At 70.1% G+C, this 10730-nt stretch carries 12 protein-coding genes and 1 pseudogene; 9 read left to right on the top strand and 4 right to left on the bottom strand.

The window, feature by feature from the left end:
• The 3 genes and pseudogenes from ABZ646_RS29920 to truA form a co-directional block, all read left to right on the top strand.
• Positions 1-130: pseudogene (locus ABZ646_RS29920) on the top strand (DNA-directed RNA polymerase subunit alpha); the annotation flags it as partial.
• A gap of 96 nt (positions 131-226) precedes the next feature.
• Complete coding sequence (gene rplQ / locus ABZ646_RS29915; RefSeq protein ID WP_360525507.1) at positions 227-724, top strand: 50S ribosomal protein L17; 498 nt, start codon at positions 227-229, stop codon at positions 722-724.
• A 128-nt stretch (positions 725-852) separates the two neighbouring features.
• The gene (gene truA, locus ABZ646_RS29910; RefSeq protein ID WP_360525504.1) at positions 853-1710 is read left to right on the top strand and encodes a tRNA pseudouridine(38-40) synthase TruA; all 858 of its coding nucleotides are present in this window, start codon (positions 853-855) and stop codon (positions 1708-1710) included.
• A 33-nt stretch (positions 1711-1743) separates the two neighbouring features.
• Here truA and ABZ646_RS29905 read toward each other — a convergent pair whose 3' ends face one another.
• Entirely contained in the window at positions 1744-2622 is an 879-nt protein-coding gene (locus ABZ646_RS29905; RefSeq protein WP_360525501.1) for a hypothetical protein, read from the bottom strand.
• A gap of 347 nt (positions 2623-2969) precedes the next feature.
• Between ABZ646_RS29905 and rplM the strand changes: the two genes are divergently transcribed.
• The 3 genes from rplM (at position 2970) to glmM (ending at position 5506) form a co-directional block, all read left to right on the top strand.
• Complete coding sequence (gene rplM / locus ABZ646_RS29900; RefSeq protein WP_020941688.1) at positions 2970-3413, top strand: 50S ribosomal protein L13; 444 nt, start codon at positions 2970-2972, stop codon at positions 3411-3413.
• Between the two features lie 42 nt (positions 3414-3455).
• Positions 3456-3968, top strand: coding sequence for a 30S ribosomal protein S9 (gene rpsI, locus ABZ646_RS29895; RefSeq protein ID WP_093499626.1), 513 nt, complete (start codon positions 3456-3458; stop codon positions 3966-3968).
• A 179-nt stretch (positions 3969-4147) separates the two neighbouring features.
• Positions 4148-5506: a phosphoglucosamine mutase gene (glmM, locus tag ABZ646_RS29890; protein ID WP_360525496.1), complete on the top strand. Its 1359-nt coding sequence runs from the start codon at positions 4148-4150 to the stop codon at positions 5504-5506.
• Positions 5507-5592: 86 nt separating this feature from the next.
• On the opposite strand, the gene ABZ646_RS29885 is transcribed toward glmM, so the two are convergent.
• From ABZ646_RS29885 to ABZ646_RS29875, 3 genes are all read right to left on the bottom strand, one after another.
• Positions 5593-6522, bottom strand: coding sequence for a DUF389 domain-containing protein (locus ABZ646_RS29885; RefSeq protein ID WP_360525493.1), 930 nt, complete (start codon positions 6520-6522; stop codon positions 5593-5595).
• Positions 6523-6547: 25 nt separating this feature from the next.
• Positions 6548-7516: a type I pantothenate kinase gene (gene coaA, locus ABZ646_RS29880; RefSeq protein ID WP_360525490.1), complete on the bottom strand. Its 969-nt coding sequence runs from the start codon at positions 7514-7516 to the stop codon at positions 6548-6550.
• Between the two features lie 66 nt (positions 7517-7582).
• Positions 7583-7954 carry a hypothetical protein gene (locus ABZ646_RS29875; RefSeq protein ID WP_360525487.1) on the bottom strand — a complete coding sequence of 124 codons (372 nt, stop codon included), beginning with the start codon at positions 7952-7954 and terminating at the stop codon, positions 7583-7585.
• A 141-nt stretch (positions 7955-8095) separates the two neighbouring features.
• Here ABZ646_RS29875 and glmS point away from each other — a divergent pair, with 141 nt between their 5' ends.
• From glmS to ABZ646_RS29860, 3 genes are all read left to right on the top strand, one after another.
• The gene (gene glmS / locus ABZ646_RS29870) at positions 8096-9943 is read left to right on the top strand and encodes a glutamine--fructose-6-phosphate transaminase (isomerizing) (protein WP_360525484.1); all 1848 of its coding nucleotides are present in this window, start codon (positions 8096-8098) and stop codon (positions 9941-9943) included.
• 16 nt (positions 9944-9959) lie between these two features.
• Complete coding sequence (locus tag ABZ646_RS29865; RefSeq protein WP_360525481.1) at positions 9960-10331, top strand: holo-ACP synthase; 372 nt, start codon at positions 9960-9962, stop codon at positions 10329-10331.
• Positions 10332-10385: 54 nt separating this feature from the next.
• Positions 10386-10730: NAD(P)H-hydrate epimerase (locus tag ABZ646_RS29860; protein WP_360525478.1), on the top strand; the 345-nt coding region annotated here is incomplete at its 3' end.

Here is a 10730-nt window from a genome sequence, read left to right as displayed (position 1 = left end):
GGCGAAGCTGGCCGGCATGGGCCTGGCCCTGAAGGACAGCCCGCCCGGATTCGACCCCACGGCCGCCGCCGACGCCTTCGGCGCCGACGACGACGCGGACGCGGGTTTCGTGGAGACCGAGCAGTACTGAGAAGTACGTGACCGGTCGTTGCCGGTGGGCATCCGCTCACCGGGTTCCTGACCCCGGTACCTGACACGGCCGGGGCAGACACACAGGAGAAGAACCATGCCGAAGCCCACCAAGGGTGCCCGTCTGGGCGGCAGTGCCGCGCACGAGAAGCTGCTCCTCGCGAACCTCGCGAAGTCGCTCTTCGAGCACGGCCGTATCACCACCACCGAGGCGAAGGCCCGCCGCCTGCGCCCGTACGCCGAGCGTCTGGTCACCAAGGCGAAGAAGGGCGACCTTCACAACCGCCGTCAGGTGCTCCAGGTGATCACGGACAAGAGCATCGTGCACACGCTCTTCACCGAGATCGGCCCCCGCTACGAGAACCGTCCGGGTGGTTACACCCGCATCACCAAGATCGGTAACCGCCGTGGCGACAACGCGCCCATGGCCGTCATCGAGCTGGTCGAGGCGCTGACGGTCGCGCAGCAGGCCACCGGCGAGGCCGAGGCCGCCACCAAGCGTGCGGTCAAGGAGGCCGAGGAGACCAAGGTCGAGGAGACCGAGGTCGTCGAGGACGCGGCGCCCGCCGAGGGCGAGGAGTCGAAGGAGGCGTAAGGCCGTCCTTTGGCTGCTGGTCCGTTGTGGCTGGTCGCGCAGTTCCCCGCGCCCCTGAGGGGGCGCGTGAGCGGGTCCGTTCCTTTCATGGGGACGGGCCCGCTTTCTTGCCTTGAGAGGATTCTCCTGTGAGTGACGAAGTGCAGCCTGGTCATGTCCGTATCCGACTCGACCTGTCCTACGACGGAACCCAGTTCCACGGCTGGGCCAAGCAGGCCGGTGGGAAGCGGACCGTGCAGGGGGAGATCGAGGACGCGCTGCGCGTCGTCACGCGGTCGCAGGAGACGACGTACGAGCTGACCGTCGCCGGGCGGACCGATGCCGGGGTGCACGCGCGTGGACAGGTGGCGCACGTGGACCTGCCGGCCGGGCTGTGGGAGGAGCAGGGCGAGAAGCTGCTGAAGCGGCTGGCCGGACGGCTCCCGAAGGACGTCCGGGTGTGGTCGCTCACCGAGGCCCCGGAGGGCTTCAACGCGCGTTTCTCGGCCGTCTGGCGGCGCTACGCGTACCGGGTGACCGACAGGCCCGGCGGTGTCGATCCGCTGCTGCGCAACCACGTGCTGTGGCACGACTGGCCGCTCGACGTGCCGGCCATGAACGAGGCGGCCTCGCGGCTGCTGGGCGAGCACGACTTCGCGGCGTACTGCAAGCGGCGGGAGGGGGCGACGACCATCAGGACCCTCCAGGAGCTGAGCCTGGCGCGGGGGGCCGACGGGATCGTCACGGCCACCGTGCGGGCCGACGCGTTCTGCCACAACATGGTGCGGTCCCTGATCGGCGCGCTGCTGTTCGTGGGGGACGGGCACCGGGGCCCGGAGTGGCCGGGCAAGGTGCTGGCCGCCGGGGTCAGGGACTCGGCCGTGCACGTCGTACGACCGCACGGCCTGACCCTGGAGGAGGTCGGCTACCCGGCGGACGAGCTTCTCGCCGCGCGCAACAAGGAAGCCCGCAACAAGAGGTCGCTGCCGTCCGCCGGGTGCTGCTAGACCGCCGGGGTCACCGGTTCGAGATCCCCGCGGTCACTGGTTCGCCGCCGCCGAGGCCTGGGCCTCGCCGCGGCGGCGGATCTGGCGGAAGGTGAACTCCGCCAGGTCGTCGCCGGTCCGGAAGACCTTGGTGTCCTGGGTGGTGACGTCCTTGCCGCTGGTGAAGCCGGTGGTGGTGAAGTAGGCGTAGCGGCCGTAGGAGTTGGCCGTCGTACGGCAGACCCCGGAGTCGCAGAAGGCCTTCACGCCGGCGCCCGCGAGCGAGCTGACGAAACCCTTCTTGTCGGCTTCGCTCTTGGCCTTGCCGGCCTGGGCCTCGGTGTTGAAGACGGCCACCCCGACCGTGACCGCGACGCCGTCCTTGCTGTAGGTGACGCGCAGCAGCCGGGTGCAGTTGTTCTTGGTGAGGACGTTGACCAGGGTGCCCTTGGCGACCGAGGCGCAGTTCTTGGTGTCGGCCGTCGCGCCCTTCTTGTAGACCGTCTCGCCCATGGTCAGCTGGGTGCCCGGGAAGAGGGTCTCGGCGCTGAGCGGCGCGGTGTCCTTCTGCACGCTGGATATGAAGTCCTGCGGGTCCAGCGGCGGCGGCGCGCTGGTCGGCGCGAAGGACGGCACCGAGTCCGCGGACTCGCTGGGCAGCGAGGCGCTCGCGGGCAGGTTGGTGGGCGTGCCGGAGGCCTTGTTGTCGCCGGTCGCGGACACCACGGCCATCGCGACGGCGGTGCCGATCGCCAGCGTGGCGACCACACCACCGCCGATGAACAGCACTCTGCGCCGCTTGTTGCGCGTTTCCGAGGCCTCGGCCAGCGCCGCCCAGTCCGGGGTCTGGTCGTTGCCGCTGCTCCACGGTTGCTGAGACTGCGGTTTCCAGGGATCCCACTGGGACTGGGGTCCCCCCTGCCCATAACTCATGGGGCGCATCTTAGACGGGGGAAGCGGGGTGCCGGTGCGACAGTACGAACGGTGATAGTGGACCTTTGGGGCACGGGGGAGCATCCCGGCGCAGGTACGCGTCCTCGATGGCGCGGGAGTGTCGCCGCGAGCTCGTTTTGACCCGTCCGGGGGCGTCCCGGTACGCTGGCTCTTCGTTGTGTATTGGCTCGCTCATTCTCACGGGAGTGGCCTCTACCTAGGTTCCCTGGAGCAGTTACCAGTGGGCGGCATACGGGCAGCGTCCCCGGCATTGTCGTCCCCAGCTGCACGATCGCTTCAGTGATGCCATGTGTCAGCACCCATCCACTGAAGAAGAAGGCTGCGAAGTGCGTACGTACAGCCCCAAGCCCGGCGATGTGACTCGCCAGTGGCACGTCATTGACGCTCAGGACGTCGTCCTGGGCCGTCTCGCCACCACCGCCGCGTCGCTTCTCCGCGGCAAGCACAAGCCGATCTACGCGCCCCACGTCGACACCGGTGACTTCGTCATCATCATCAACGCCGACAAGGTGCACCTGTCCGGCAACAAGCGGACCCAGAAGATGGCGTACCGCCACTCCGGCTACCCGGGTGGTCTGCGCTCCGTCCGTTACGACGAGCTGCTCGACAAGAACCCCGAGAAGGCCATCGAGAAGGCCGTCAAGGGCATGCTCCCCAAGAACACGCTGGGCCGTCAGATGCTCTCGAAGCTGAAGGTCTACAAGGGTGACGTGCACCCCCACGCTGCGCAGCAGCCGGTGCCGTTCGAGATCACCCAGGTCGCGCAGTAAGTCCGGCCACCCCCTAAGACTGAAGAGAATCTGAGGAGAATCGTGGCCGAGACCACTGCCGAGCAGCCGCTCGAAGAGCTTGACATCGACAGCTACACCACGGAGTCGGACGTCCCCGTCGAGGGCGAGTACACCTCCGAGTCCCTCGCGTCCCGCTTCGGCGACCCGCAGCCGGCCGCCGGCCTGGGCCGTCGCAAGAACGCCATCGCCCGCGTCCGGATCGTCCCGGGCACCGGCAAGTGGAAGATCAACGGTCGCACCCTCGAGGACTACTTCCCGAACAAGGTGCACCAGCAGGAAGTCAACGAGCCCTTCAAGGTGCTGGAGCTCGAGGGCCGTTACGACGTCGTCGCCCGCATCGCCGGTGGCGGTGTCTCCGGTCAGGCCGGTGCGCTCCGTCTCGGTGTCGCCCGCGCGCTGAACGAGGCCGACGTCGACAACAACCGCGGCCCGCTCAAGAAGGCCGGCTTCCTCAAGCGCGACGACCGTGCGGTCGAGCGCAAGAAGGCCGGTCTCAAGAAGGCCCGCAAGGCCCCGCAGTACAGCAAGCGCTAATCCCAGTCGCCTGCACGTACTCCGAACGCCCCGGCGGCACGCCACATGTGCCGCCGGGGCGTTCGTTTATCCCAGGCGAGGGCGTATAACGACACAAGACGCTCAAAGTCTGGTGTGATCGCATGACAAAGCGCCTGCCATCATTTTCTGGCAGCAAGGACGCTTCCTCAGGAGGACAAGTGGGACGACTCTTCGGCACGGACGGCGTGCGCGGTGTCGCCAACGCGGACCTGACCGCCGAGATGGCGCTCGGTCTGTCGGTCGCGGCGGCGCACGTGCTGGCCGAGGCGGGCACGTTCGAGGGCCACCGCCCGAAGGCGGTCGTCGGACGGGACCCGCGCGCGTCCGGGGAGTTCCTGGAGGCGGCCGTGGTCGCGGGCCTCGCGAGCGCCGGAGTCGACGTCCTGAGCGTGGGCGTCCTGCCGACCCCGGCCGTGGCCTTCCTCACCGGCGCGCTCGGCGCCGACCTCGGCGTCATGCTCTCCGCCAGCCACAACGCCATGCCGGACAACGGCATCAAGTTCCTCGCCCGCGGCGGCCACAAGCTCGACGACGAGCTGGAGGACCGCATCGAGGCGGTGTACGAGTCCCACCGGCACGGCGAGCCCTGGGAGCGGCCGACCGGTGCGGGCGTCGGCCGGGTGCGGTCGTACGACGAGGGTTCCGAGAAGTACGTCGGCCACCTGCTCTCCGTCCTCCCCAACCGGCTCGACGGCCTGAAGATCGTTCTCGACGAGGCGCACGGCGCGGCCGCGGGGGTCTCGCCGGAGGCGTTCCGCCGGGCCGGTGCCGAGGTCGTCACCATCGGGGCCGAGCCGGACGGTCTCAACATCAACGACGGCTGTGGCTCGACCCACCTCGGCCCGCTGAAGGCCGCGGTCGTCGAGCACGGCGCCGACTTCGGCATCGCGCACGACGGCGACGCGGACCGGTGCCTCGCCGTGGACCACACCGGCGAGGAGGTGGACGGCGACCAGATCATGGCCGTGCTCGCGCTCGCGATGCGGGAGCGGGGCGCGCTGCGGGCCGACACCGTCGTCGCCACCGTGATGTCCAACCTCGGGTTCAAGCTGGCGCTGGAGCGGGCGGGGCTGCACCTCGTACAGACCGCGGTCGGCGACCGGTACGTCCTGGAGGAGATGAAGGAGCACGGGTACGCACTCGGCGGCGAGCAGTCCGGGCACGTCATCATCCTCGACCACGCGACGACCGGCGACGGCACGCTGACCGGGCTGCTGCTGGCGGCGCGGGTCGCGGAGACCGGGAAGTCCCTGCGGGAGCTGGCCGGGGTGATGGAGCGGCTGCCGCAGGTGCTGATCAACGTGCCGGACGTCGACCGGTCGCGCGTGCAGACGTCGGGGGACCTGGCGGCGGCCGTGGCCGAGGCCGAGCGGGAGCTGGGCGAGACGGGGCGTGTGCTGCTGCGCCCCTCCGGGACCGAGCCGTTGGTGCGGGTGATGGTGGAGGCGGCCGACATCGAGCAGGCGCGGTCGGTGGCGGGGCGGCTGGCCGATGCCGTGAAGTCGGCGCTGGGATAGTCCTTTTTTCCGGGCACGGGGTGCCGGGGAGCGTGTGTTGCGGGCTGCGGGTTTCGTCGTGGTCTGTCGCGCAGTTCCTCGCGCCCCTAACCCTGTTGACGCTGCTGTCTCCAGAAGTACTTCTGGGCGATGAGGGTCGCGGTGCCCGCCAGGACGATGCCCAGCAGGTTCAGGAGCAGTTGCTCGGTCGAACCCCACGCCTGCCGGTACTCGCTGTACGCGAAGGCCACCGCCGCGTTCGACGCCGCCGGGACCGTCGTCACCGAGATGGCCACCCCCACCAGGGCGCCCGATTTCGCCGAGGTCAGGGAGAGTATGCCCGCGATGCCGGCCAGGACCGCGACGACGAACGAGAACGCGTCCGGGCGGTAGATGAAGTTGGTGTTCGGGCGTCCGGCCTCCAGCTGCACCCTGGTGAACAGGCCGACGCCGTCCATGAAGTAGGTGAAGCCGACCGTCACCAGCATCGCCGCCGCGAAGCCGACGAGCAGTGCGATCACGGAACGCAGGGCCAGGCGGGGGTGGCGTCGCACCACCGCCGTGCAGATGCCGGCCAGCGGGCCGAACTCCGGGCCCACCGCCATCGCCCCCACGATCAGGATCGCGTTGTCCAGGACGACACCGCAGGCCGCGATCATCGTGGCCAGCGTGATGAACGCGACGTAGGTGACCGACAGCGTCGACTCCTCGTGGGTCGCCTCCGTCAGCTCCTCCCACAGCACCGCGTCCGCGCCCTCGCCCGGCGCCTCGGCCTCGGCCTCGTCGGCCCGGCGGGACAGCGTCAGGTCGATGTCCTCGACGGCGATCGAGCCGGTCTCGTCCAGGCCCGACACCCGTAGCGCGCCGATGAGTTCGTCGCCCGCCTCCCGGGCCACGTCGCACATCACGACGTCCCCCGCGGGGTTGCGGGCGGCACCCGGCAGGACCACGAGGTGGGTGGTGCCGACGGTGGTCTCGATCAGCCGGACCACGTCGTCGGTGCGGTCGGCCGGGGTGATCAGGCGCAGATGCAGCATGGCGCCTTTCTAACAGGCCCGGGTGTCAGAGCTTGCGCAGCCTCAGGCGCTGCACCTTGTGGTCCGGGCCCTTGCGGACGACCAGGGTGGCACGGCCGCGGGTGGGGGCGATGTTCTCCACCAGGTTCGGCTTGTTGATGGTGCGCCACTGGCCGCGGGCGTAGTCCAGGGCCTCCTCCTCCGAGACCTGGGTGTACTTGCGGAAGTACGAGTCCGGGTTCTGGAAGGCGGTCTGCCGGAGCTTCTTGAACCGGTTGAGGTACCAGCGCTCGATGTCCTCCTCGCTCGCGTCGACGTACACGCTGAAGTCGAAGTAGTCCGCGAGACCGACCCGGGTGCGGCCGTCGCTGCCGGGCAGCGCGGGCTGCAGGACGTTCAGTCCCTCGACGATCAGGATGTCGGGGCGCCGGACGGTGAGCCTGCGGTCGGGGACGATGTCGTAGATGAGGTGGGAGTAGACGGGGGCGGTGACCTCGCCCTTGCCGGCCTTGATGTCGGCGACGAAGCGGGTGAGGGCCCGGCGGTCGTACGACTCGGGGAAGCCCTTGCGCGACATCAGGCCGCGCGCTTCCAGCTCCCTGGTCGGGAGCAGGAACCCGTCCGTGGTCACCAGCTCGACGCGCGGGTGCTCGGGCCAGCGGGAGAGCAGGGCCTGCAGGAGCCGGGCGACGGTGGACTTGCCGACGGCGACCGAACCGGCCACGCCTATCACGAAGGGGGTGCCGGACTGCGAGCCCTGTTCGCCGAGGAAGGTGTTCAGGGCGCCCCGGAGGCCGTCCGTGGCGCCGACGTACAGGTTGAGCAGCCGGGACAGCGGCAGGTAGACGTCCCGCACCTCGTCGAGGTCGATGACGTCGCCGAGGCCGCGCAGCTTCTCGACCTCCTCGGCGGTCAGCGGCAGCGGCGTCTTGTCACGCAGCGCGCTCCACTCGGCGCGGGTGAGGTCGACGTAGGGAGTCGCCTCCGGCCTGTGCCGGTGGGCGCTCCGGGGCATCGGGGAGACCGGAGAGATCACATTCCATTGTTAACGGAGTTTGAACAGGACGGCGGGTGGGGTCCGTCACGTGGGGCTGCGGTCAGGTCCGCGGGAGGTGAGGCTGCCGGCCGCCAGGTGTGCGAGGGACTTGGCGTGCGTGACGAAGATGTCCGGGTCGTCCATCCCGGCCGTGACCCGCGGCGGATAGATCTCGGAGTCGACGTGGTGGGCGAACGTGTCGCGCAACGCGGTGAGGACGTTCGTCTGGTCGGGCTCGGGAAGTGACCCGATGAACACATAGCCCGACGCGATGCCCGCGGTGACCGCACGCTTCGCCTGGTCGTCCGTCACGTGCCGGAGGATGAATGCGGCCGCGTCCTCGAAGAGGGCGGACGTGGCGAACCAGTCCAGACCCTCCTCCGATGCGCCGCACGGGAATGACACGAGCTTCGTCATCGCTTCCCTTTCCTGGTCCGGTGGTCGGCGGGCGATGGGCTGATCGAGAGTGCCATGACCGGTTCGGATCCGCGACGCGATTTCCGATTCCGGGCACGCTGAGCCGTGTTCGGGCCCGGGTCCGCACTTAGGCTGCCGCTCATGTGCGGAATCGTGGGATACGTAGGGGCGCAGTCGGCGCTCGATGTCGTGGTGGCCGGGCTGAAGCGGCTGGAGTACCGCGGGTACGACTCCGCGGGTGTCGCGGTGCTGGCGGACGGCGGGCTGGCCTCGGCGAAGAAGGCCGGGAAGCTGGTCAACCTGGAGAAGGAACTGACGGAGCGGCCGTTGCCGACCGGGTCCACCGGAATCGGGCACACCCGCTGGGCCACGCACGGCGGTCCGACGGACGCCAACGCGCATCCGCACCTCGACAACGCCGGCCGGGTCGCCGTCGTCCACAACGGGATCATCGAGAACTTCGCCGCGCTGCGCGCGGAGTTGGCGGAGCGCGGGCACGACCTGGCGTCCGAGACGGACACCGAGGTCGTGGCGCACCTGCTTGCCGAGGAGTTCTCCGGCACCGCCGACCTCGCGGAGGCGATGCGGCTGGTCTGCCGCCGTCTGGAGGGCGCCTTCACCCTGGTCGCGGCGCACGCCGACGAGCCGGACGTGGTCGTGGGCGCCCGCCGGAACTCCCCCCTGGTGGTGGGCGTCGGAGCGGGTGAGGCCTTCCTCGCCTCGGACGTCGCCGCGTTCATCGCCCACACGCGGTCGGCGATCGAGCTGGGCCAGGACCAGGTGGTGGAGCTGCGCCGGGACGGCGTGACGGTGACGGGCTTCGACGGCGCCCCGGCGGACGTCCGTTCGTACCACGTCGACTGGGACGCGTCGGCGGCGGAGAAGGGCGGCTATGACTACTTCATGCTCAAGGAGATCGCCGAGCAGCCCAAGGCGGTCGCCGACACGCTCCTGGGCCGCATCGACACGAACGGCTCGCTGACCCTCGACGAGGTCCGGATCGGCGCGGCGGAGCTGCGCGAGGTCGACAAGGTCGTCATCGTCGCCTGCGGTACGGCCTTCCACGCCGGGCTGATCGCCAAGTACGCCATCGAGCACTGGACCCGCATCCCGTGCGAGGTGGAGCTGGCCAGTGAGTTCCGGTACCGGGACCCGATCCTGGACTCGCGTTCGCTCGTCATCGCCATCTCGCAGTCCGGCGAGACCATGGACACCCTGATGGCGCTGCGGCACGCCCGGGAACAGGGCTCGAAGGTGCTCGCCATCTGCAACACGAACGGCTCGACGATCCCCCGTGAGTCGGACGCGGTGCTGTACACCCACGCGGGGCCGGAGGTCGCGGTCGCCTCGACCAAGGCGTTCCTCACCCAGTTGGTCGCCTGCTACCTGGTCGCCCTCTACCTCGGCCAGGTGCGGGGCACCAAGTGGGGCGACGAGATCGGCGCGGTGATCCGGGACCTCTCGCACATCTCCGGCGAGGTCGAACGGGTCCTGGAGACCATGGAGCCGGTACGGGCGCTGGCTCGGTCGCTGGCGGACAAGAAGACGGTGCTGTTCCTCGGCCGGCACGTCGGCTACCCGGTCGCCCTCGAAGGCGCCCTGAAGCTCAAGGAACTGGCGTACATGCACGCCGAGGGCTTCGCGGCCGGTGAACTGAAACACGGGCCGATCGCGCTGATCGAGGAGGACCTGCCGGTGGTCGTGGTCGTGCCCTCGCCGCGCGGCCGTTCGGTGCTGCACGACAAGATCGTGTCCAACATCCAGGAGATCAGGGCGCGCGGTGCGCGGACCATCGTGATCGCGGAGGAGGGCGACGAGGCGGTCGTGCCGTACGCCGACCACCTGATCAGCATCCCGGCCACCCCGACCCTCCTCCAGCCGCTGGTGGCCACGGTCCCGCTCCAGGTCTTCGCCTGCGAACTGGCCACCGCCCGCGGCAACGAGGTGGACCAGCCGCGCAACCTGGCGAAGTCCGTGACCGTGGAGTGACCGTAGGCTGCCGGTCATGAGCATCATCGGGGTCGGGATCGACGTCGCCGAGATCGACCGGTTCCGGGAGTCGCTGGAGCGTACTCCCGGGCTGGCCGGGCGGCTGTTCGTGGAACGGGAGTTGTTCCTGGCGAGCGGGGATCGGCGCGGTGCCGCCTCGCTCGCGGCGCGGTTCGCGGCGAAGGAGGCCCTGGCCAAGGCGCTGGGCGCGCCGCCGGGGCTGCTCTGGACGGACGTGGAGGTCGTCGTCGAGGACAGCGGGCGGCCACGGCTGCGGGTACGGGGCAGCGTGGCCGCCTGCGCGGCGGAACTCGGGGTCCGGTCGTGGCATGTGTCGCTCAGTCACGACGCCGGGGTGGCCTCGGCGGTGGTGATCGCGGAGGGGTGACCCCACGGGCGGCGGCGGATGCGTGGTCCGGGGGTTACGGGAGAGACTCGGGGCATGCGGACTGCTTACAGCGTGGAGACGGTACGGGCGGCCGAGCGGGAGTTGATGGCGCGGCTGCCGGAAGGGGCGCTGATGCAGCGGGCCGCCGCCGGGCTGGCCGCCGCCTGCGCCGAGTTGCTCGGACGGGTGTACGGCAGCCGGGTGGTGCTGCTGGTCGGCAGCGGGGACAACGGCGGGGACGCGCTGTACGCGGGGGCGCGGCTGGCCCGCAGAGGCGCGGGCGTCACGGCCGTGCTGCTCACGCCGGAACGCGCGCACGCGGCCGGGCTGGCGGCGCTGCGCCGGGCAGCGCTCGGCGTGACTCCGGCCTGGGTGTCGTGTCGGGGGCAGGCGGGAAGG

Source organism: Streptomyces sp. NPDC007162 (genome assembly GCF_040634175.1).
GTDB lineage: Bacteria > Actinomycetota > Actinomycetes > Streptomycetales > Streptomycetaceae > Streptomyces.
This window is presented reverse-complemented; position numbering and strand designations above follow the sequence as displayed.

Excerpts from the sequence above, each read along its gene's own strand:
- rplQ (WP_360525507.1), top strand. The coding sequence starts at position 227 with ATGCCGAAGCCCACCAAGGGTGCCCGTCTGGGCGGCAGTGCCGCGCAC.
- ABZ646_RS29885 (WP_360525493.1), bottom strand. The coding sequence starts at position 6,522 with ATGCTGCATCTGCGCCTGATCACCCCGGCCGACCGCACCGACGACGTG.
- glmS (WP_360525484.1), top strand. The coding sequence starts at position 8,096 with ATGTGCGGAATCGTGGGATACGTAGGGGCGCAGTCGGCGCTCGATGTC.
- ABZ646_RS29905 (WP_360525501.1), bottom strand. The coding sequence starts at position 2,622 with ATGAGTTATGGGCAGGGGGGACCCCAGTCCCAGTGGGATCCCTGGAAA.
- ABZ646_RS29875 (WP_360525487.1), bottom strand. The coding sequence starts at position 7,954 with ATGACGAAGCTCGTGTCATTCCCGTGCGGCGCATCGGAGGAGGGTCTG.
- ABZ646_RS29865 (WP_360525481.1), top strand. The coding sequence starts at position 9,960 with ATGAGCATCATCGGGGTCGGGATCGACGTCGCCGAGATCGACCGGTTC.
- coaA (WP_360525490.1), bottom strand. The coding sequence starts at position 7,516 with ATGCCCCGGAGCGCCCACCGGCACAGGCCGGAGGCGACTCCCTACGTC.